At 71.7% G+C, this 22971-nt stretch carries 10 protein-coding genes; 6 read left to right on the forward strand and 4 right to left on the reverse strand.

Annotated elements, in window-relative coordinates; translation table 11 throughout:
• Nucleotides 1-43: 43 nt before the first annotated feature.
• On the forward strand, nucleotides 44-757 hold the full coding sequence (locus tag ACTOWY_RS34400; RefSeq protein ID WP_441313772.1) for a hypothetical protein: 714 nt from the start codon (nucleotides 44-46) through the stop codon (nucleotides 755-757).
• A 78-nt stretch (nucleotides 758-835) separates the two neighbouring features.
• Here the strand turns inward: ACTOWY_RS34400 and ACTOWY_RS34405 are convergent, their stop codons facing one another.
• The gene (locus ACTOWY_RS34405) at nucleotides 836-1777 is read right to left on the reverse strand and encodes a patatin-like phospholipase family protein (protein ID WP_441313773.1); all 942 of its coding nucleotides are present in this window, start codon (nucleotides 1775-1777) and stop codon (nucleotides 836-838) included.
• An 80-nt stretch (nucleotides 1778-1857) separates the two neighbouring features.
• Here ACTOWY_RS34405 and ACTOWY_RS34410 point away from each other — a divergent pair, with 80 nt between their 5' ends.
• Nucleotides 1858-2445 carry a TetR/AcrR family transcriptional regulator gene (locus ACTOWY_RS34410; protein WP_441313774.1) on the forward strand — a complete coding sequence of 196 codons (588 nt, stop codon included), beginning with the start codon at nucleotides 1858-1860 and terminating at the stop codon, nucleotides 2443-2445.
• Between the two features lie 607 nt (nucleotides 2446-3052).
• Nucleotides 3053-4180 (forward strand): transcription termination factor Rho, encoded by a 1128-nt coding sequence (rho, locus tag ACTOWY_RS34415; RefSeq protein WP_441313775.1) that lies wholly within the window; start codon nucleotides 3053-3055, stop codon nucleotides 4178-4180.
• Between the two features lie 153 nt (nucleotides 4181-4333).
• Here rho and ACTOWY_RS34420 read toward each other — a convergent pair whose 3' ends face one another.
• Complete coding sequence (locus ACTOWY_RS34420; protein ID WP_441313776.1) at nucleotides 4334-5548, reverse strand: PucR family transcriptional regulator; 1215 nt, start codon at nucleotides 5546-5548, stop codon at nucleotides 4334-4336.
• Nucleotides 5549-5761: 213 nt separating this feature from the next.
• On the opposite strand from ACTOWY_RS34420, the gene ACTOWY_RS34425 reads away from it, so the two are divergent.
• Genes ACTOWY_RS34425 through ACTOWY_RS34435 form a run of 3 tightly spaced genes read left to right on the forward strand, consistent with a single transcriptional unit; the run spans nucleotide 5762 to nucleotide 10354 of the window.
• Nucleotides 5762-7210, forward strand: a complete 1449-nt coding sequence (locus ACTOWY_RS34425) for an APC family permease (protein WP_441313777.1) — start codon at nucleotides 5762-5764, stop codon at nucleotides 7208-7210.
• Nucleotides 7207-9135: an N-acyl-D-amino-acid deacylase family protein gene (locus tag ACTOWY_RS34430; RefSeq protein ID WP_441313778.1), complete on the forward strand. Its 1929-nt coding sequence runs from the start codon at nucleotides 7207-7209 to the stop codon at nucleotides 9133-9135. Before ACTOWY_RS34425 ends, ACTOWY_RS34430 begins: the two co-directional genes overlap by 4 nt.
• Before the next feature lie 40 nt (nucleotides 9136-9175).
• Nucleotides 9176-10354 carry a serine hydrolase domain-containing protein gene (locus ACTOWY_RS34435; RefSeq protein ID WP_441313779.1) on the forward strand — a complete coding sequence of 393 codons (1179 nt, stop codon included), beginning with the start codon at nucleotides 9176-9178 and terminating at the stop codon, nucleotides 10352-10354.
• A gap of 20 nt (nucleotides 10355-10374) precedes the next feature.
• On the opposite strand, the gene ACTOWY_RS34440 is transcribed toward ACTOWY_RS34435, so the two are convergent.
• Together ACTOWY_RS34440 and ACTOWY_RS34445 are read right to left on the reverse strand one after the other, a co-directional pair.
• Nucleotides 10375-16104 carry an RHS repeat-associated core domain-containing protein gene (locus ACTOWY_RS34440; protein ID WP_441313780.1) on the reverse strand — a complete coding sequence of 1910 codons (5730 nt, stop codon included), beginning with the start codon at nucleotides 16102-16104 and terminating at the stop codon, nucleotides 10375-10377.
• Nucleotides 16101-22787, reverse strand: coding sequence for a LamG-like jellyroll fold domain-containing protein (locus tag ACTOWY_RS34445; RefSeq protein ID WP_441313781.1), 6687 nt, complete (start codon nucleotides 22785-22787; stop codon nucleotides 16101-16103). The genes ACTOWY_RS34440 and ACTOWY_RS34445 overlap by 4 nt, the downstream gene beginning before the upstream one ends.
• Nucleotides 22788-22971: the final 184 nt, after the last annotated feature.

Genomic DNA, 22971 nt, shown 5'->3' on the forward strand with positions numbered 1-22971 from the left:
CTGGCGGGGGATCGATCCCGGGTGGGCGCGGTAGCGTCCGGGTATGCCGAGGTTCTGGTGGCTGAAGGCGCTGCTGGTGGTGCTGTTCCTGGCGACGGCGCTGGCCTGGCGGGTCGGGTGGTGGCCGTTCAACGCGCCCGGGTTCCCGGATGCCAGTGCGCCGCAACAGGTCTGTCCCGCCCCGTCCGCGCAGGGCCAGCCCGCGCCCGCCGCGCTGCCGTACAACCCGGCCGGTCCCGCCTACACCGGGCCAGGCCCGCACCCGATCGTCGTGGTCGACCGCGTCTGGGTCGACCGGCAACTGCTGGCGGGCGGGCAGCTGCCGTACTCGCAGTCGGGCGGGGATGAGCTGACCGGGCTGCACCTGCCGGAGCAGTGGCGGTCCGCGGCCCTGGAGAACACCCCGGCCGAGCAGGGGTACGGGTCGCAGAACCGCTCCGAGGTCCAGCTGGTGGCCTGCGTGTACTACGCGGCCCTAGGCGCCGAGGAGCGGATGTGCAAGTACTACGGCAGCGCGGTGTTGTTGCACAGCGCCACTTACACGGTGGTGGTGCGTGCGGCGAGGACCGCGCGCGAGGTCGCGACCTTCGACCTGGCGAGCCGGTTTGTCAGCACCGAGCGGCGGGAACCGGAGTTCATTGGCTGTCCCAAGCTGAACCCGCCGTCCAGCACCCGGAGCGACCGCACCATGCCGCCGGTGAACGCGGAGTTCCGGGATGCGTTGCGTCCCTTGGTCGAGCAGTCCCGCCCCGGCTGACCGGGTAGACCACCGGCGCGGTGAGCACCGGGTACTCCCCGGCGGCGTTGCCGGGCCGGGTGCCGGCCAGGAACTGAGTCACCGCGGCAGTGGCTCGTCCACGCAGTCCGCCAGCTCGGCCGCGGCGGCCTGGTGACCGGCCTCGACCGCGGCGCGCAGCAGGTGCGGGCGGCGTTCGGTGCGGCCGATCCGGGTGCTGCCCAGCGGTGGCCGGATCTGCAGCGTGGCCGGATGTTCGGCCAGCAACCGCTCCTCCTCGGCCCGCATGAGGTTGCCGCGCAGCCAGGGTTCCAGCGCGCCGGGCGCCCGCCGGGTGAACCACCGCCTGGCCACCAGGCGCTCGCCGAAGGACGGGGGAGTGGCGATCTCGTCTGTGCGCCGGGTGCGCAGCGCGACGAGGTGGGTGGCGCCCTGCGCGAGCGCGGTGCGCACCGGGACCGTCTCGCTCAGCCCGGCGTCGACGTAGGACCGCCCGCCGATCTGCACCGGGTTGCCTGCCAGGATCGGCATCGCGGTCGAGGCACGCAGCGCCGCCTGCACCCCGGCCTTGTCCTTGATCTGCTCGTGCAGATCCACGGCCTGACCGGTGTGCGCGTCGGTGGCCAGCGGGTGGAACTCCACCGGGTTGTCCAGGATCTCCTGGAACCCCAGCGGCATGATCTCGGTGTACACGGTGCCGACCAGGAACCCGGTGTCCACCACGGGCTTGCGGCGCAGGGCGTTGCGCAGGTTGATGGTCGAGCCCATGACCACCGGGTCCCACCAGGCGTGCATGGTGCTCTCCGCACGGCCGCACAGCAGCCAGGCCGCGTTCAGCGCGCCGGCCGAACTGCCGTAGACGGCGTCGAACAGCGGCAGCAGGCCCTGGCGTTCGATCGGGATGGTCATCCCGCTGGAGTAGGCGCCGCGAGAGCTGCCGCCCTCGATCAGCAGCACCAGGCGCGCGGTGTCGCGCCGCTGTCCAGGGGTGCTGCCCTGGCGCCTGCGCTCGCGCAGCAGCTGGGTCACGGAGAGGCTCACCCGTCCTTTGTACCATCGTTTCGTATCGTCGTTCCGTAACGTCTGTCCAGCCTTTGTGGACCAGGTGCTAAGGTCGGCTGATGCCCAGGGTGAAGCAGCGCACCGACGCCCTCCGCGAGCGCGGACTGGCCAGCGCGCTGGAGGTGCTGGCCGAACAGGGTGTGGCCGGACTCACCACCCGCACCGTGGCCAGCAGGGCGAACGCCTCGGTGCCCGCCATCTACGAGGTCTTCGGCGACAAGTCCGGGCTGGTCCGGGAGGTCTTCTTCGAGGGCTTCCGGCTGCTGGCGGCGGAGCTGTCCGCACTGCCGCCGACCGAGGACCCGCTGCGGGCGTTGCGGCAGCTGGCCGAGGGCTTCCGCCGGTTCGTCCGCACGCACCCGGTGCTGGCCGAGGTCATGTTCGCCCGGCCGTTCGCCGATTTCGACCCGACCGCGGCCGAGGTCAAGGCAGGGGTGCTGGTGCGCAAGATCTTCATCCGGAAGGTCAGGGCCGCGGTGGACGCTGGGCTGCTCTCCGGCGACCCGACCGATGTCGCGCTGGTCTTCTTCACCCTGATCCAGGGCCTGGCCGCGGCGGAGAACGCGCGCCGCCTCGGCGGCTCGAAGCAGTCGGTGGATCGGCGCTGGCGGCTCGGACTCGACGCTCTGCTCAGCGGTCTGGCCTAGGTTCCGGCCGGGCTCCACGCACCCGGGGAACGGAGCGCGTGGAGCCGCCTGCTGGACTACCGGTGGCTGGTCACCAGGTGATGCGGTGCGAGACCGCCAGGACCTGCTGCGGTTCGCACCGCGGCAGGTGACCCGTGCCCAGCATGGTGCCGGTGACCGCCGCCGTGTCCCACGCACGGCTGGCCCTGCCGACTGGTAGTGCGTTCGTGCTGACCCTCGTTGTGTTCACTGTGACCCCTCACGTCCTGGACCCCCGGTAGGACCCGGACGGTCAAGGTCTACGCGGCCAGGGGTTGTCTGGTGTCGGCGCTCCCGCCGTACAAACAACCTCCGCATTTCCCCGGACCCGCGGTAACGCGCAGGTCACGGCCGCGGGCGGCTGGTCAGGACCACGGGGTAACGCACTGGCCGCCCGGCGCGGCCTCTGCTACCTTGGCCTCGTCTACCGCTTGCGGGTTCTGGACGAATGTCCCCCGAAGCGCGTGTGTGAGATCCCGGAATTCCTGTGCTGGACGTGGCCCGAGTATCGGCCTTCCCCAGCCCGAACGGGTGTCTCGAACAACCTCAGTGATCAACAACATGATCAACAAAACCGAAAGAAGACTCCATGTCCGACCTCCTCAGCACGGTCGCCGGGGTGCTTGACACCACGGCGAACCGTCACCACCACCTGCGCGTCAACGGCTACCTGCCCGGACCCGAGGACGTCGCCGTCCCGGCCGCGCTGGTGGCCGCGTACGGACTGCGCCGCGGTGACCTGCTCGCCGGCTCCGCGCAACCGGCGGGCAACGGCACGCCACGCCTCACCCAGCTGGATACGGTCAACGGACTCAGCCCGCTGCGCAGTGCCCGCCGGCCTGCCTTCACCGACCTCACCCCGCTCTACCCGCGCGAACGTCTGCGGCTGGAAACCGGACCGCGGGTGCTGACCACCCGGGTGATGGACCTGCTGACGCCGGTCGGCAAGGGCCAGCGCGCGCTGATCGTGGCCCCGCCCAAGGCGGGCAAGACCACGGTGCTGCGGGCCATCGCGGAGGGGATCAGCCACAACCACCCGGAGTGCCACCTGATGGCGGTGCTGGTCGGCGAGCGCCCGGAGGAGGTCACCGACTTCAGCCGGGCCGTGCCCGGCGAGACCATCGCGGCCAGCTTCGACCAGCCGCCCGCCGAGCACGTCCTGCTGGCCGAACTGGCCATCGAGCGCGCCAAGCGCCTGGTCGAACTGGGCCAGGACGTGGTGGTGCTGCTCGACTCGCTGACCAGGCTGGGCCGGGCCTACAACCTGGCCGCGCCGCTGTCCGGCCGGATCCTCTCCGGCGGGGTCGACGCCGCCGCGCTCACCCCGCCGAAACGCTTCCTCGGCGCCGCGCGCAACATCGAGGACGGCGGCTCGCTGACCATCTTCGCCACCGCCCTGGTGGACACCGGCTCGGTCGGCGACGCGCTGATCTACGAGGAGTACAAGGGCACCGGCAACGCCGAGTTCACCCTGGACCGCAGGGTCGCCGCGCAGCGCCGCTTCCCCGCGGTGGACGTGCGCCGCAGCAGCACCCGCAAGGAGGAACTGCTCTGCTCCCCCGCGGAACTGGCCGCCACCCACACCCTGCGCCGCGCCCTGACCAACACCGAACCCGCCCAAGCCGTCGACAAACTCCTGGACGGCCTACGCGCCACCAAGTCCAACACCGAATTCCTCACCCAACTCCGCGCAACCCACCCCCACGCAGCAGCCTGAGCACCCCCCGCCATCGTGTTGGCCGTTCCGGACGGCGAGTTGGCCCAACTGGTACGCCGGTTTGGCTGAAGTGGGCGTACCAGTTGGCCCAAGTGGTACGAGTTCGGCCAAGACGGGGTACGACAACGGCCAACACGCCGGTGAGTCCTTGGTTCACCGGGGTGGTGGGGGCTGGAGGCGGAGTTGTAGCCAACAGGAGAGCCGGTCGTCGGGGTGGCCGAACAGGTCGAGGCCGAACAGGTCGTGGGCGCGCCGGAGGCGGTACTTGAGGGTGTTGGGGTGCACGGTCAGGCGCCGCGCGGCCTCGCCGACGTTGCCCGCGGCGTCCAGCCAGGCGGTGACCGAGGCGGTGTAGTGGGTGCGGCGGGCGCGGTCGTGTTCGACCATCGCCTCGATGCCGGGGTGGCGCAGGACGGGGTGCCGGGCCAGCTCGTCGGACAGGTGCGCGAGCAGCACGCCGGCGTGCACCTCGCCGAGCGCGGCCACCGGCCGTCCGCCGGGATCGGCCGTGGTCACCCGCAGGATGCCGTCCACCTCGGTGCGCAGCGCGGGCAGGTCGGCGACCTCGGCGGTGCCGCGGCTCTGCGCGCAGCGCACCGGCGCGTCCAGGCCGCGCTCCAGTGCGGCGACCGCCTGTTCGGCCAGGCGGCGGGCGGTGGCGGGCGGGTCGTCGGGCAGCAGCACGTAGACGGTGCGGTTGATGGTGGCGGTGGCGGCCTCGGCGGACACCGCGGCCCAGTGCCGGGCCGCCGCCGCGCCCAGCCGCCCGTCCACCGTCGGCTCGCCCTCGGGTGGGCGGGCCGGGGCGAAGGCCAGCAGGGTCAGCCGCGGCGGGTCGGGCAGGCCGAGCCGGACCCGGACCTCGCCCGCCGTGCCGTCGCCGAGCAGGGCGCTGTGCAGGGCGTCCTCGCGGACCTGCCGGTCGAACTCGGCCGCGCCGCGGTGCCGCAGCAGGTGGGTGGCGGCCAGCCGGGCGCCGTCGAGCAGCGCGGACTCACCCGTGGCGCCCAGCGGCGTGTGCCCCTCGATGGCCCAGATGGTGCCCAGCGGCCGCTCGCCGTCCCGGATGGCGACCGCGGCGCGCGGGAGTTCGTCCGGGGCCAGCACGGGCAGCCGCACCACTCCCGTCGCGGCCAGGACCTGGCGGTACTGGTCCACCTGCTGGGGCTGGTCGGGGACCCGGCGGTCCAGGATGCCGCGGCGGCGCAGCTCGTCGATGCGCTGCTCGGGCAGCGCGGAGTAGGCGAGCACCCGGTTGTCCAGGTCCTCGATGGACACCGAACCGCCGATGACCGCGGCCATGGCGTCGGCCAGGGCGTACAGCTCCTCGCTGGTGCCGCCGATGCTGGGCGGTTCGGTCCTCCGCACCGGCCCAGCATAGGTGCTCGGTTCCGGCGCGGGGGTCCTTGATCCACGGCGATGCTTCGCGGTGACTATCCACTGTGGATGGATGAGGGCGCCGCCGCGGAGGTTGGGCGGTTCCGTCAGACGGGCCGGGCAACTGTAGGCGGTTCCGCCAACGACGGGGCGGGCGCGGGCGGCCAGGATGGCGGGACCTCCCGGACACGGAAAGAGGTCCTCTTGGGAACCGGTGTCTCACCGCGGAACCAGCTGTTCCGGCGCAAACCAGTGCGGGCCTTCCTCGCCGAGGCCGAGGCCGAGGCCGAGGCGGATAGCGGTGGCCTGCGCCGCACCATGGGTGTCTTCCAGCTCACCATGATCGGTATCGGCGGCACCATCGGCACCGGCATCTTCTTCGCGCTCAACACCACCGTGCCCAAGGCCGGTCCCGCGGTGATCCTCTCCTTCGTGCTCGGCGCGGTCACCGCGGCGCTGACCGCGTTGTGCTACGCCGAACTCGCCTCCGCCGTTCCTGTCGCAGGCTCGTCCTACTCCTACGCCTACGCGACCCTCGGCGAACTGGCCGCGGTCGCGGTGGGCTGGTGCCTGCTGCTGGAGTACGCGGTCTCCGCCGGGGTCATCGCGGTCACCTGGGGCCAGTACCTCAACGACCTGACCGAACGGCTCTTCGGCGCGCAGCTGCCCGCGGTCATCTCCGCGCCACCCGGCAGCGGCGGTTACCTCAACCTGCCCGCCGTGGTCCTGGTCGGACTGTGCTGCCTGCTGCTGGTCCGGGGCGCCAGGGAATCGGCGGTGGTCAACACGGTGATGGTGCTGCTCAAGCTGGCGATCCTGGCACTGTTCGTGGTGGTCGGGGCGGCCGGATTCGACGCCGGGAACCTGCACCCGTTCGCCCCCATGGGTTTCGCCGGCATCGGCGCCGCCGCGGCCACCGTCTTCTACTCCTTCATCGGCCTGGACGCGGTGTCCACCGCGGGGGAGGAGGTGCGCAACCCGCGCCGGACACTGCCGCTGGCCATCCTGTGCGCGCTGCTGGTGATCACCGCGGTGTACGTGCTGGTGGCGCTGACCGGCATCGGCGCGCAGCCGTGGACGGCCTTCGAGGGCCAGCAGGCCGGGCTGTCCGCGATCCTGGAGCGGGTCACCGGCGGCGGCTGGCCGGGACCGGTGTTCTCCGCCGGCGTGGTGATCTCGGTGGTCAGCGTGATCCTGATCGTGCTCTACGGCCAGACCCGCATCCTGTACGCGATGGGCCGGGACGGCATCATCCCGCCGGTGTTCTGCCGGATCGAACCACGCCGGGGCACCCCGGTGACCGGCACCGTCCTGGTCGGCGGTTTTGTCGCGCTGATCGCCGCGGTGGTCCCCCTGGAGGCGCTGGCGAACCTGACCAGCATGGGCGCCCTGGTCGCCTTCGCGGTGGTCTCCCTGGGGGTGATCATCCTGCGGCGACGGGAACCGGACCTCCAACGCGGTTTCCGGGTGCCCGGCTACCCGGTGGTGCCACTGCTGTCCATCGCCTGCTGCGGCTACCTGATCCACCAGCTCCCGCCGGCCACCTACCTGCTCTTCGGCGGCTGGCTGGCGCTGGCGCTGGCGGTGTACCTGCTCTACAGCCGCCACCACTCGCGGCTGAGTGCCTGCGGAGAAAGGGAAAACGCGTCATGACCGTACTGCCCCGGCGGCCCGTGGCGGCCGTGCTGGCCACCGGACTCCTGCTGTCCTGGCCAGCCGCGGCCACCGCCGCCCCGCCACCGGAGTTGGACACGATCATCCACGGCGGCAAGGTTTTCGACGGCAGCGGCGCACCCGGCCGGCTCACCGACCTTGGCCTCAAAGACGGTCGGGTGCACCGCCTCGGCGACCTCGGCCGGACCCGCGCCCGCACCCGGTACGACGCCACCGGCCAGTACGTCACCCCGGGTTTCATCGACATCCACGCGCACACCGAGACCGGCCCGCCACTGGCCGGGGCGAAAAGCTCGCTCACCCAGGGCGTCACCACCGAACTGCTCGGCCCGGACGGCGGCGGCGCCTACGAGATCGACCAGCAGCTGCGGCAGCTGGACGCGGCGCCCAAGGGCATCAACGTCGCGCCCTATGTCGGGTTCAACACGGTGTGGCAGGCCACCATGGGCGAGCGGGACACCCGCCCGACCGCGGCCCAGTCCGCCCAGATGCGCGCCCGGATCGAAAGCGGTATGCGCCAAGGAGCCTGGGGTGTCTCGGGTGGACTGGGCTACCCGCCCGCCTCCTACGCCCGCACCCAGGAGGTCGCCGACGTCGTGCGCGGCGCGCGGTCCTGGCGGGCAATGTTCACCGACCACATCCGGGACGAGACCAACCAGGTCGTCGAATCCACCGCCGAGGACATCGCGATCGGCAAGGCCGCCGGGCTGATGCCGGAGATCACGCACCTGAAGGTGGCCGGTCCGGGCAACTGGGGCAAGTCCGCGACCATGCTGCGGCTGCTCCGCGAGGCGCGGGCATCGAGCACACACGCCGGTGGCGACGTCTACCCGTACACCGCCGCCTCGACCGCGCTGGAGTTCTACGTGCCGGGCTGGGCCAAGGACGGTGGCACAGCGGCGATGCTGGCCCGCTTCGCCGATCCGGCCCTGCGCTCGCGCATCGACGCCGAGATCAGCGCGTTCGTGCGCGACGACGTCGGCACCCCGGACAAGGTGGTGCTGCCCGACCTGGCCAACAAGACGATCGCCGACCTGATGGCCGAGTACGGCGGCGTGACCATCGGCGCGGCGATCATGCGAGTCCTCAAGGCGCACAACGGATCCATCCTCGCCGTGATGCACATCGGCTCGGAGCAGGACCTGGCCAACTTCATCGCCGACCCGTTCGTCGCCTTCTCCTCCGACGGCGGCGTGACCGAGTCCGCGCAAACCCATCCCCGCCACTACGGCAGCTACCCGCGCGTGCTCGGCCGCTACGTCCGCGAACGCGCCCTGCTGTCCTGGGAAGAGGCCATCCGCAAGATGACCGGCCTGCCCGCGACCATGGTCGGCATGGTGGACCGCGGCTATCTGGCCGAGGGCATGGCCGCGGACGTGACGGTCTTCGACCCGAAGACCATCGGCGACCGGGCCACCTTCGAGCACCCGAAGCAGTATTCCGTTGGCGTGCACTGGGTCTTCGTCAACGGCAAGCTCGCGCTCACCGGCGGCGAACCCACCCACGCGGCCGCCGGACAGGCACTGCGCCGCGCCTCCAGCATGCCCACCCGTCCGCAGCATGCCGGCAAGGACCTCGCGGTGACCACGGCCGGACTCGTGCGCCCGGAGACGGGCGGTGCCACCGCAATCGTTGCTGCGCTGGCTCAGCACTCCGGCGCCCGGTCCGCCGTGGGCACGGTGGTGATCGCCGGGCCGCAGGGCGTGCTGCACTCGGTGCGCCTTGGCCGGTTGCAGACCGCCGACGGGTGGTTCAGCGTGACCGGCATCGGCAGGCTCGGCGCCGGCCCCGAACGCGCGTTCACCCTGACCCTCGATCACCGCGATCCGCTGGCCGCACCAGGTCAGCGGCGCGCGACGGTCCGGATCGACGGTGCCCCGACGATCTACGGCATCCTGTCCTGACGGCCACCCCTGTCGAACACCTGACCACCTAGGAGCAACCATGAGCGGCCGGTTCCGGCACTGCTTCCTCATCCTGGTCCTCGGCATGTCCAGCCTGCTGCCCACACCGGCGGCCGCGGCCCCGGTCGAGGATTTCGCCCAGCGGATGGACCGCGCACTGGCCAGGGCCACCGCGGCCTTCGGCCAGGCCGGGGTGCAGGCGGTGGTGATCCGGCACGGCCAGGTGCTGTGGTCGGGCACGCGCGGCCTGGCGATCACCGACCCGCCGCGGCCGGTCACCGCGGACACCCTGTTCGCCTACGCCAGCCTCAGCAAACTGGTGCTCGCCGCGTACGCGCTGCACCAGGTGGAGAACGGCTCGCTCGCCCTGGACAAGCCGATCTCGGCCTATATCGGCGACACGGTGCCGGGTGCGCGGCGGGTCAGCGTCCGGATGCTGCTCACGCACACCTCGGGCTACCCGGACCTGTACGCCGATCCGGCCACTGAACCGCTGTTCCCGCCCGGCGAGCAGTACGACCCGGACCGGCCCTACACCTTCGCGATGCTGGCCAAGGGCATCCGCACACCGGTCGAGCCCGGGGCGCGTTTCGCCTACTCCAACACCGGCTACATCCTGCTCGGCCACGTGCTGACCACACTCGCCGGCGGTGACGACGCCCTACGCCGCGGCTACCGCGAGTACCTCCAGCGCGCGAGTACCCCGCGGACGCCGATCACCGAGCAGCTCATCACCCTGGACCGCTCCCCGGAAGCCTTGCGCCGCCTCGCCCACGGCTACCACCGCCAGAGTGACGGCTCGCTGCAGGACTACTTCACCGCCTACGGCGCGACCGGCATCCCCACCGACCTGTACGGCCTGCCGTTCACCGACGGGCACCACGCGGGCACCGCGACCGGCGTGGGCCTGGTGCTCGACGCGCTGTTCGCCCGCGGCCGGCTGCTGCGCCCGGAAACGGTGCGGCACATGGTGACCCCGTCGCCGCAGGCGGTGCGCAGCCCGGACTTCGACCGCAGCTACGGGATGGGCAGCTACCGGGCGCAGGCCGGCGGCGTCAGCTGGCAGGGCCACGGCGGCAGCTACGGCGGGTTCAACTCCATGGCGGGCACCAACCGCGCCCGCGGCCTCACCGTCGCCGTGGTGACCAACCGGTTGCAGCCGGAAGGCCCGGCCGAACCGATCTGGCGGCAGCTCGCCGAAGCTGCCGCCAGACCATGACCCCAACAGTCCACAGTGGACTATAAATCAGCCCACTTCTTGCGGTAACCGGGATTGAGGCCCAACTGGACGTACCCACCGCCGAGACTGGCGTGCACGCCGGTGCCGAGTTCGGCTTCGAGCGAGGCATGGCGGCCACCGTCGGTCAGGCTGTGTTCGGCCACCGCCTTGAGACCGCCGCCCACGCCCGCCATCACCTTCGGACCGAGTTCCCCGGTGAAGTAGAGCCCCTTGTCCACCTTGTCCGCGGCCACATCGTTGGCCCGGATGACCACCGAGACGTGCGCGCCACCACCGGCGATCAGACCGCCCTTGACGTTGCCGCTCACCGTGAAGCCCACCGAATCCCAGTTGACGCACCCGGTGACGGAGGCATGCACCAGGACACCCGCACCCGCCTCGACGCAGACCGAGCCGGACTCGAACCTGGCCCAGTCGACACCGTCGAGTTCCAGGATGAACGCCTTGGCCTCCTTCGGGAAGTTCGCGTTCATCTGCTCCCGGATGACGCGTGAGCGCTCCAGATCCCGCTGGTGCCGTTCCCGCGCCTCGGCCGCGCCAACCCCCGACTTGCAGGTCTTGGCGCCGTCGGCACAGCGGATGCCGTCGCCGTTGCGCATCACCGGCTGCCGCAGCTTCTCCTGGGTCCGCGCCCGCGCGGCCCGGTAGTTGTTCACCCACTTGTTCTGCGCCGCCTTGTACCTGTCCCGGTTGGCCTTGTCGCGCTGGTCGCCGTAGCCCTCCTTGCTGACCTTGTGGCCGCAGCCGATGCCGTCCGGGCCGCTGCAGGCCAGACCGGAGGGGTCGCTGAAGGTCACCGGATTGCTGTTGGCGTAGGCGTAGCCGTGCATCTGCTGCGGGTCGGCCACATCCAGCACCGGGTCGGGGCTGATGAACCGGCCGGTGCCAGGGTCGTACTCGCGGGCACGCAGATTGGTCAGCCCGGTCGAGGTGTCGATCGTGCCGCCGACGAAGCCGCGTTCTCCCGGCCAGCTGCCCTGCGGCTCGCCACGCGGGGCGCCGTAGGGCAGCTGGCGCCGCTGGGCCACGGCCAGCGTCCCGGTGTTGACCGCCACCTGACTGGTGCCCTGGTGATCACCGGCCAGCCAGGTCATCGTCGCGCCGGTGGCCATGGCCACGACGGACTTGCCGTGGGTGTAGTAGCGGGTGACGATCGGCTTGCCGCCTGCCGCGGACAGGAAGACCTCCTGCTTGCCCAGGTACAGCGTGGTGCCACCAGGTTCCTTGCGCAGCAGGCGGGTGCCGTCGGCGTCATAGACGTAACCGGTCTCGCCGCCGGTGCCGGTCACCTTGGTCAGGCGGCCTTCCAGGTCCCAGTCCAGGGTCTGGTCGGCGCCGGGGGTGCTGCGCCGGGTCAGCTGCCCGATGGCGTCGTAGTCGTAGGTCTCGGCGCCCGCCGGGCCGGCCACCGAGCGCAGGGTGTGCGGCTGGGACCCGGTGGGGTAGCGGTACTCCCGGGTGCGCTTCGCCCCGGCCACGTGCTGGGTCTCCTCGACCCGGTTGCCGCCGGGGCCGTGCCGGTAGCTGTGCCAGTACGGTGCGGGACCCTCCGCCGCGGCGGGTTCGCCGGTGCAGCCGCCGTCACTGGCGCCGTCGGACTCCTGCCAGCGCGCGGCCGTGGTGGTCCACGCCTCGGTCAGCCTGCGCAGGTGATCGTGCCGCAGGCACTGGATGTCGGCTGGCCGCTCCAGGGTCCGGTCGGCCATCGAGGTGATCGTGCCCGCCTTGTCGTAGGTGTAGTGCAGGTCCGACCGCATCGGGGCAGGCGTCTCGGTGTCCACAATGGACCGCATCAGGCGCCGGGTGCTGGTGTGGTAGTAGAAGGACTGCCACGCCCGGCGTGGCTCGGCGCCCTGCTCCAGGCGCTCGATCTCGCCGTAGCGGGTGTACAGCGTGCCGCTGACCAGTGTGACCCCGCCGCCGGTGCGGGTGATCGTCGGCCGGCCCGAGTGGTCGTGGTCGTGGTTGACCGTCTGCGCGCCGACCTGATCCGCGTTCGGCACGGCCGGGTAGGTCTCGCCGGTGACAGTGCCGTCCGCGCCGTAGCCGAAGCCCCAGGTGTAGGTGCCGGCGAGCAGTCCCGCGCTGCCTGGCAGCGTCACCGAGGTGGACAGCGCCTTGTTCAGCGCGGTGTAACCGCCGATCTTGGTGGTGTAGGCGTCCGTGCCGAGGAACCTGGTCGCGGTGGCAGGCAGGCCCTTGCCCGCGCCCGCCGTGTCGTAGGTCCACCGCGCCAGCACCGGGCCCGCCGGGCCGGACTCGCGCAGTTCGGTCTTGCGGCCCAGCTCGTCGTAGCCACGGAAGGTGGTGCGGCCCAACTGGTTCCTGGTCGAGGTGAGGCGGCCCGCGTCGTCGTAGTCCATCGTGGTGGCGCCCGCGTCCGGATCGGTGGTAGAGGTCTTGCGGCCGCGCAGGTCGTAGCCGAACCGCCACACCGCGCCGTCCGGACCGGTCACCTCGGCGAGCTGGCCGTTGGGCGCGTAGGCGTACCTGGTGGCCTCGAAACTCCCGGTCGGCGTCGGCGCGTGGTACTGGCGCCGCTCGGTGGTGCGGCCGTGCGCGTCGGTGATCACCGTGGTCGCGGTGCCCCCGGCGGGCGGCGTGCTGTGGGTGCGATCGCCGCCGTAGCCGGTGCTGCTCGACCAGGCGTCCTGCGCGCCCTGCTGGTACACCGCCTTGACCGGCCGGCCCACGCCGTCGAACCTGGTGCGGGTCAGACCGGGGATCTCGGTGTCGGCGGCGACCCGGAGGATGCCGTCCACCGGCTCGGAGTTGAAGTAGGGCTGGGTCGTCTTGTAGGCGCGGCCGTGTGAGTCATAGCGGGTGTCCACCAGCAGCCGTCCGCCGCCCGCCGCCGCGGTCTGGGTCTGCCGCGGTCGCAGCGACCCGTCGAACAGGGCGGTGCGGGTGGTGTGCGCGCCCTTCGGGCCGACCTGGCTGGTGGTCACCACCGAGGGCGCGTCCCGGCGGACCTGGTAGGCGTATTCGGTGCTGCCCCTGGGGTTGTCCGGGCGGGGCCGGTTGGGCAGCCAGACCTGGGTGCGGCGGCCCAGCGCGTCGTAGGCCAGTTCGGTGACCCGGCCGTTGGCGTCGACCTCCTTGACCGGCGTCCCGGTGGCGGGTTCGAGGGTGGTCGTGGCGACCAGGCCCTGGGGCAGGGACTGGGTCGCCGGGCTGGTCGTGCTGACCGCGGTGACCGGACCGCCCTCGGCCGGGGTGTGGCCGACCGTGCTCCGCCTGCCCAGTGGATCGGTGGTCTCGGTGACCCGGCCGTGCCTGTCGTACTTGGTGCTGCCCGCGGTGGTCCACACCGGCCCGGCCGCCGGTCGTTCCCTGGCGACCTCGACACTGGTCTTGTTTCCCTTGTCGTCGTAGCCGAAGCGGCCCTCGGAGAGAGCGTGCTCGGGGAACTTCGGCGTGCTGCCGCACCCGAGGGAGACCACCCGTTCGCCGACGGGCAGATCCAGCTGCCAGGTCGTGGTGTTGGGGGCGTAGGCGGTCGTGGTGCACCGGTCGTCCGCGCTGGTGGCCACATCGCCCAGGTCGTCCACCTTGGTCGGGAACAGGCCGGGGGTGACCGGGTGGTCGTAGGAGGTGCTGGTCTTGGTCTCCCGGAAGCCACCTGTCTCCAGCGCGGTGAACCCGCGTTCGGCGCCCGTGCGCACGATGTAGGCCTGGTGCGGACCCCGGCTCGCGGTCGGACCGTGCCAGACCGGGTAGCTGACCGTGCGCTCCAGCACCGCAGGGTCGGCGCTCTGGCCGTCGGCGTAGGTGGTCGTCTCGAATTCCATGCCCTGCAACCAGTCCCAGTCCAGGCGGGAACTCGTGCCGGGTTCGCCGAGGGAGTCCGACACCCGGATCTCCTGGCGGCCGCGGTCGCCGTGCATGCCGCGGTGGTAGCGCGCCTCGGTCATGGCCACCGGGCTGCCGCCAGGGTCCTGCGCCGAGCCGGTGCGGGTGCGCACCCGGCCGAACCCGCGGAACTCGTTCCAGGTCCGGTTCTCCTCCTTGGCGAACTCGGAGTTGTCCCAGCGCCAGGCCGCGCCGTCCAGGTATTCGTAGCGGGTCTCGGTCTGGGTGCTGCTGGAGGCGAGGTCGGACTGGATCACCGAGGACACCACGTACTTGTGGAACCACTGGGTTTCCACCGCGCCGCCCGGGTTCTTCCACTTCACCGGGTAGCAGCGCAGCCGGTTGTCCTCGTGCCTGGCTGGCACGTTGGCCGGGGTGCACTCCGGTGGCGCGTAGTTGACCGAGGTGACGCCGCCGGATTCGGAGATCACCCCGGTGATCCGGTAGCGCCAGATCGCGGAGCGGCCATCGCCCGGCCCGTCCACCCGGTTGGCCAGCTGGGTGCCCTCGAAGGTGACCGGCGGCAGCTCGATCGCACCGTGGACCAGTCCGGTGTGCTTGATCTCCTTCAGCCAGAGCGCGGCGTTCTCCTTGCGTTTGCCGCTGGGGTCGCCGGGTTCGGGGTAGAGCTGGCCCAGCGTCCAGCGGTCGACCGGGGTGTAGTCCGTGCCACGCCGGATAAGGGTGGTGATGGCGGTCAGCCGCTGGGTGGTCCAGAACGAGGGCACGTGGTCATCGCATTCCGGTGTGCCGCAACCGAGATCCAGCGGGGTGTCCGGCCAGTTCCCGGTCTTGTCCTGGCCGCAGGAGGCCGCGGGCAGGCCGGGAACGCAGCGGTCCGCCAGGGTGAACTCGACCCGTCCGGTCGCGGGCGCGGACAGGCCCTCGTGCAGCCCGTAGTCGATGCGCCGCAGGGTGCCGCCGCGGATGTAGTCGGCCCCGGCCTTCTTTACGTTCAGGCCGTAGCGGTTGGCCTCGGTCTCGTAGAAGTAGCGGATCGCGTTGCCGTTGCGGTCCACCACCTTGTCCAGGTTCCACCGCCAGGCCTGCGCGCAGTGCGAGGTCTCGTAGGGACCGCGGTGGCAGGGCTCATCGCGGTCGTCGCCGAAGACCGGCACCGTCCAGGTCGACTTCGAGTCCGGCTGGGAGCCGAAGAAGTACTGGGTGCCGTCGGTGGTGGTGATCCGCCAATGCTCGCCGTCGTTGTCCCCGTTGCGGTGATTCGGATCCCGGATCCGCTCGACCTTCGCGCCGTCATCGGATTTGAGGTGCCATCGGGTGTCGCCCTCGCCGCGGATCAGCGTGCCGCCCGAGCCGGGGAACGCCGCGGTGGCGTTGTCGTTGCGCCAGCACAGGTCCCCGGTCTGGTGGCCGTCGTCGAGGCAGCTGCCGTAGCTGCGTTCGATAAAGCCCGGCCACAGGTCCCAGCCCTCGCCGATCCAGGAGGATTGGTTGTTGGTCACGCTGGAGCGGCCGTCCACGGCGGAGGAGCGGTAGGACAGCGCCAGTTCCGGCTCCAGCCCGCCGGGCGCCGGAGGCACCCGCAGCGGATAGGACCAGCTGAAGTCACCGCTGTGGGTGGCTACCTCCCAGCTCGCCGAGGGCGAGAGCGGGGTTGCCGCCGGGGTGCCGGCGTCCGGGGTGTTCGCGATCGGGGACTGCTCGGTGGACAGCGCCCGGCGGGAGGCCTCGTCCGGCCCGCGGGACTGACCCGATTCGGGCGTGACGGCCGCCGATCTCGTTTCCGGCAGCGGCACCGACGGCCCAGGGGAGGCCGGTGCGGCCGCGGCGGCCATCGGCAGCGCGGGCAGCAGCGCGGCGGTCAGCACGACCAGCAGCGCCCGGGACAGGCCGCGTCTCGTCCAGTGTCGTCTCATCGCCCATCCGCCCTGGTTCCGGTGGTCAGCAGGTGGCCGAGCAGCACGGCGGGCGGGGTGCCCGCCGCCGCGCAGTCCGGATCGGTGGAGTTGAACCGCTCCCCGCGCGCCGTCTGGCACAGGTACAGCGGTGTGCTCGACGAGCCGGGCCGCGGCTCGGTCCACACCCGGCCTGCCGGACCGGTCTGGGTGTCCCCGCCACAGGCGGTATCGGCGCTGACGTAGGCGTCCAGGCCCTTGCGACAGGCCCACAGCGGCCGGGTGCCCGCCGCCTCGGTGAGCAACACCAGACCCGGTGTGCCCGCAGGTCGATAGCCCGGCGGGACACCGAAGATCGTCGTGGTCAGCTCCTCGTCCTGGGTGTGCCGGTAGGTGGCCAGCGGCGCGTGCGCGACCGTGTGGCCGAGCAGTTCCTGCTGGGTGCCGCCCTCACAGCCGGGGTCGAGCGAGTCGAACCGGTCGGTTCCGGTGACACAGCGGTACAGCGCCACCGTCGGCACCGTCTCCGGCGGGGTCTGGTACGCCCAGCCGAGGTCAGCGACCGTGGTCCCACCGCCGCAGGCGGGGTCGGCGGAGGTGAACTCCTCGGTCCCGGTGCGGCAGGTGCGCAACAGCCGGGTCTCGGGCTGCCCGGCCGTGAGCAGCCTGCCCAGCGGGCGCTCGAACCGGTGGCCCGCGGGCACCGGAGTGAACGGATCGGCCGGGGTCCCCGCGGAGTTGGCCGTGCTCCGCTGACCCGAGGCGTTGACGAACCGGGCCAGCTGTCCACCCGCGGGCGGCGGCTGCGCGGCCCGCTGGGCGATCTCCTGCGCCGGCACGATGCCGAGATCGGTGCGCACCTCGTCCAGCAGACCCGCGAAGTGGCCTGCCGACTGACCGTTGACCTTGCCGCGCCCGAGGGTGAAGGCGCCCCAGGCCGGCCACAGCGGCGCGTTGTCCTGGACGTCGACCAGCTCACCGTTGACGTAGAGCCGCAGCTCGCGGGCGGCGTTGTCGTAGACGCCGGTCAGATGGGTCCAGGTGTTCGGCTCCGGCGCGCGCGGCGAGTGGGCGTGCACCAGCTGCTCCAGGTCGGCGTCCTGTTTCGCCGCACCGAAGACCCAGCGGCCGAGATCCTTGTTGTACTGCAGGAGGAAACCGCTCATCCGGGCGCCGTCCTGACCGAGGATGGTCGCGTCGGCCCCGGTGCCGGAGAGGTTGGCCCAGGCCGAGACGGTGAAACTGTCCAGCATGTTCACACTGATCTGCTGGGTCGCCGCCGCGCCGGTGCGGCCGTCCAGCCACAGTGCCTGGCCCCGGATCCCCGGTTCGTAGCGGGTGCCGCCGGAGACGGTGGTCGGCTCAGCCCGGGGTGAGGTGTCGGCCACCGTGCCCTCGAAGGACCAGGTGCCGTGGTTCTGGATCGGCACATCGTCGTGCAGCCTGCGGACCTCGCCCTCGGTCAACGCCTTGCGATCGAAGACCCGCACATCGTCGAGGTTGCCCGCGAAGAAGTCGATATCGCCGCCCTTGCGCTTGCCCCGGCCGATGGTGAACTTGCCGGTTGATTCCGGAATGGACAGTCCAACGTGGACGGAGGAGACCATGCCGTTGAGGTAGAAGCGAGCCTGTTTGAGCACCGCGTCATAGGTCACCGCGACATGGGTCCACAGCCCGGTCAGCCCTGGTTCGGCCGACCACACCACGATGCTGTCCTTGCCCTCCACCGGCACCTCGAAGGTCCACCGTCCGGTGGAAGGCTGGTACTGCAACAGGAACGTGCTCTGCGTCGCGCCGTCCTGGGCCACCACGGTCTGGTGGTCGCCGGAGTTGCGGCTCACCTGGGCCCACGCGCTGAGGGAGAAACTGCCCGTGGTGTTCACCACCGGTGTGGCCGTCTCGGCGAATCCGCTGGTGCCGTCCAGCCGCAGTCCGAGGTTCTCCCGGCCGGAGGCCCGGCTCGCGCCGCCCCGCAGCGTGGCGGGCTGGGCGCGGTCGCTGGCATCCACCGCGGTGCTCCCGCCGTTCTCGTTGAACCGCCAGTGCCCGCCACCGGCCACCGGCAGTTCCGGTGCCGCGGCACTGGCCGCGTAGGACCGGTGCAGCGCGGTGATCCGCTCCGCCTCCAGGCCGGTCGCGTAAAGCCGGACATCGTCGACACTGCCCCGCCAGTGGCCTGCCGCCGCGCCCTCGCGCTGGCCACGGCCGATGCGCAGGACGCCGTCCTCGGCCTGCCAGGGACTGAGCAACGTGCCGTCGTCGATATCGGCCTCCTCGCCGCCCGCGTGCACGTAGAGCCAGACCTGGCCCGCCCTGGCGTCATACACCCCGATCAGTTGCACCCAGGTGTTGAACTGACTGGGCCGCACCGAGATCGCGGCCTCGGTCACCGTGCCGTCGCGCTCGGGCAGCTCGAAGACCCACTTGCCCTCCGGCGCCTGGTCGTTGTCGATCCGGTGGCCGAGCCGGAACTTGCTGGACCCGCTCGACCTCCCGCCGTCGGCGCTCACCGCCGTCATCGCGCAGACCCCGGCGCACGGTCCGGGCTTGTCCAGGTTGACCCAGGCGGAGACGGTGAAGGCGTTGTCGGTGCGCAGATCCACCCCGGTGGTGGAGGCCACGTCGTCCTGGCCGTCGAAGCGGATCGCGTTGCCCACCCGGCCTGGTCCGTGGACCGCGCCGCTGAGGGTGGCCGGGCGCGCGCCGACCGAGTCCGCCGCGGTGCCGCCGCCGCCCTCGTCGAAGCGCCAGTGGTGCACCAGGGCCGGATCGCGGCCTGCCATCACCCGGATCTCCTCGGCGAAGAGCGCTCTGCTGTGCGCCTTCACATCGTCGACGGCGCCGCGGAAGAACTCACCGAACCCGCCGTTCCACATGCCGCGCCCGATCTCGAAGGCGGCCTGCGCGTTGAACGTGGGCTGATCGGTCAGCTTGGCGTAGGCGGACTGGGCGCCGTTGACGTAGAGGGTCAGCTCGCCGGTGCCCGCCCGGTACACCGCGGCCAGATGGGTCCACACCCCGGTCTGCGCCTGGGTGTCCGAGGTGGCCCTGGTCGTCCTCGGGTTGTTGACGTCCGGACCGTTGATCTGGGCCACCCAGCGGTGCGGCGGATTCGCGTCGGAACCGCTGTAGCCCATGGTGAACGCGGGCACCTTCGCCCCGGCCTGACTGGCCACCGCGTGCCAGCCGGACTGCCGTTCGGTCAGCCGCACCCAGGCCGAGACCGAGTAGCTCTGCGTGGTGTCCACCACCGGGGCCGTGCGCACGTGGTCGTCGACGCCGTCCAGGCTGATCGCCATGTCGGCAGGATCGGGAATCGAGGCCTGACCGGCCGTCCACGCCGGATTGCCCTTGGCCTCGCCGTTCTTGCCGTTCGGGCTGTCGTCGGTGAGGTCGCCGTTGAGCTTCCAGGACCCGGCCAGCACCTGGTTGCGGGTGACGATGCCTTCCAGTTCGGCGGCCGAGAGCGCCCGGCTGTAGGTGCGGACCTCGTCCACCGCGCCCGGCCAGTGGTCGACCGGGTTGCCCTTGAACTTGCCGCGGCCGATCACCAGCGGACCGCCCGCGTGCCACGGCGCGGTGGGCAGGGTCAGCTCACCACCGTGCTCGCCGTTGACGAAGATGGTCATCTTCCGGTCGGTGGCGTTGAACGTGGCGGCCAGGTGGGTCCAGACGCCGGCCACCGGTTTCTGCTTGGCCTTCAAGCCGATCCAGGCCACCGGCGGCATCTCGTCCTGGTCCGCCACGAACCGGGTGAACAGCCACCCGTTGTGCTCGCTGTTGTATTGCAGGTAGAAGCCGCTGTGCCGGTCGCCGTCCTGGCTGACCGCGGTCATCGAGGTGCCGCCGGTGACGAACCGGTCCGCCTTGACCCAGGCGGCCACCGAGAAGCCGCGGTCCGTGCGCACCGCGGGCCTGCTGGTGGCCACGTGGTCGCCGTCGCCGTCGAGCCGCACCGCCCGGTTGACCGCGCCGCCGTCGCTGAATCTGGCGTCCCCGTGCAGGATCCCGGCCTCGCCGCCCTCCGCGGAGTTGGCCGCGGTCCGGCCGTCCTTGTCATCCAGCCGCCAGTACCCGGTCTGCACGTTGTCCCGGCGCACCTCGGCGCTGACCTCGGCGGCGGAGAGCACCCGGTCGTAGAGCGCCACCTCGTCCAGGGCACCGTTCCAGTCCGGCCCGATGCGCACCTGGCCGCTCGCGTGCCAGGCCACCCGCCGCTGCGCCGTGCCCGCGAGCACACCGTCGACGTAGAGCGCGATCTGCCGGGAGCCGGCGTCGTAGGTGGCGGCGAGGTGGGTCCAGGTGCCCGCCACCGGCTCGCCACTGGAGCGGACGAAGTACCACTCCTGGTCCGGTCGGGCCGAATCCTCCTGGGCGAAGGCGATCACCCAGGATCTGGTGTCGCCGTCGTAGCGCAGTGCGAATCCCGCCTGCGCCGCGCCGTCCTGGCGCAGGATGGTGCGCCGGGCGCCGTCGGCCTGCGCCAGTTTCACCCAGGCCGAGAGGGAGAAGCCCGAGTCGGTGCGCACCGTGTTCGGTGCGGTGACCTGGGTTCCCGGCGCGCCGTCGCCGACCATGGCCGAGCCGACCGCGCCCGGCGCGTAGGTCACGTTGCCCTGGGTGCTGCCGTGCCGGTCACCGAGGAAGGCGGTGTCGTTGACATTGCCCTCCATCGACCACTTGGCCAACGGGCCGGTTCCCGGCCGCACGTAGACCCGGTGCTCCTTGACCGGGCTGGCGTGCCCAGCCCGGTCCACGCTCTGCACGTACAGCGTCCGCGGTCCGTCCCCTGGCGGTGCGAGCAGGGCGGTCGCCGGGCCGCCGAGCGCGTCCGCGTTCACCTTGGACTCGGCCGAGGGCGGGTTCGTCCAGCTGTAGCGGTAGTGGTCGATATCGCAGACCCCGTGGGTGTTCTGCGCGTCGCAGGCCGCGCCGGGGGCGAAGGTGAACGAGCCGGGCACGCCCACTCCGCCGTGCCAGTCGTTGTCCTCCGGGTAGGCCGCGCTGCGCACCTCGGGTCTGGCCGTGATGCCGACCCGGTCCACTGCGAAGGACTGCCCGTGACTGGCCCCGCCGCCGGTGGCCCGGTCGACGCCGTGCACCCACCAGGCCACCGATCTGCCGTGCTCGTTGTTCAGGTTCAGCACCCAGTCGTGGCTGACCCCGGAGGGCTTGAAGTCCTCCGCGTCCTTGGTCCACAGCGGCCTGCCCTGGACCTGGGCCCGCCAGCTCGCCCGGACCTGGTCCTGGTCAGGGTCGGCCACCTCGGCGATCATCCGCAGTGTGGCGTCGCCGATGTGCGGCACGCCCGCACACCACCGGCACGGCTGGGGCAGCGGCGGATCGGTGCGCAGCCCGGTCGGGTTGTGCGGAGTCCGGTTCCACTCCACCTCCACCCAGGTGTTCCCGGAGTAGTACTTGCGCCAGGCCTCCTGCGCCCCGCCGTTGTGGGCCTGCAGGGAGAAGGTGGTGGTGCCGCCGCGGTTGAGCGCGCCCGCCACGTCGAGTTCGACCCCTCGGTGCCCGGCGCAGCCCACGCCCGGCGGCGAGCCGAACTCCGTCCACACTGGACCGACCGGCCGGTTGTCCCACCTGATGTCACCGTTGATGCCGTGGTGGAAGTGCCGCAGCACGTGCGTGTGGGTGTTGCAGTTCGGGCTGTGCGCGGCCTGGGTATAGAACCTGGCCCAGTGCACGTTCTTGCCGCTGAGGAAGCCGGTCTCGAACTGGAAGTAGGCCCACGCCTCGCCGATGCCGTGGCAGTCGCCGTGCGCGTTGTAGCACTGCCCGACCTGTGCCCAGTCCGGGTGGACCGGGTCCGCGCTCTTACCCCAGTAGGTGGTGCCCGGCTTGCCGGAGAGCGTGGTGGCCCACTGCGATTTGTGGAAGGGGGTGACGGTCGGGTCCACCGTCACCGGGTACACCGTGGCCGGGTCGGCCAGGAAACGCTGGTCCGGCACCAGGGTCAGCACCCCCTTGGCGACCTCGACGCCCACCGGCGCGCTGCGGGCGCGACCGGCGTCCCACATCACCGAGGGCGCGGCGCTGAACACCGGCCTGCCCGCCCGGTCCACCGCCCGCAGCGCGCCGGAGTCCTCGGCGGTCAGGGTGACCCCGCTGGTCTCGGCCCGCAACGCGATCCGGGCCAGCGCGGGGTTCCGCGCCGCCGCCGCGGTCTTGATCACCACGAGCTGCTGGTAGCCCTGAGTCTCGGCCCGCATGATCAGGTCCACGCCGGGCAGCACCTCGGGATAGGTCGCCTCGTTGCCGGCCAGCCGGGGCGCGGGCAGCTTCTCCGGCCAGTGCAGGGCAAGCAGATTCTCGCCCTCGGCCAACCGGAGCAACGGCGCCGTGCCGCCACCGGAGAGGGCTACGTCATCGCCTGCCGCCCTGGGCGCGATCGTGCCGTCCGGCCGAGTGCGCAGGGTCCGGTCGATCGGCACCCAGTCGCCGTCCCGCTGGAACCTGGTCGGCTGGGCGGTCAGTTTCGCGGTGTGCCTGCCATCCGGATGCGCGAGCACGGTCCGGGTCCCGGTGCGTTCGCTGAGCACCTCGACCGGGGAGTTCTGCCGCACGGCGGCGGCGATGGCGGTGGCCGCGTCCGGCGCCGCGGCCACCGGGGTGTCCGCGGGTGGCCGCGCCTGCTCGGGCGGGGCCGAGGACACCACGCTCGCGACCAGCGCGGCGACCAGGACGGACAACACGACGCGGCCGGCAGGCGAATGGCCCCGGACAGAAGCTGAGTACATACCCATGGCTGCTCTTTCCCCCAGTAGGACGAGCGCGTGTGGCGTGGCGGCAGCGAGCGGATGCGCCCGCCGACCCGGAGGTAGTTGTAGGGCTTGGCGGTTGTTCACGGTCGGCACGCCTGCTTGAACAACCAAGGTC

The organism is Crossiella sp. CA198, from assembly GCF_052078295.1.
GTDB lineage: Bacteria > Actinomycetota > Actinomycetes > Mycobacteriales > Pseudonocardiaceae > Crossiella.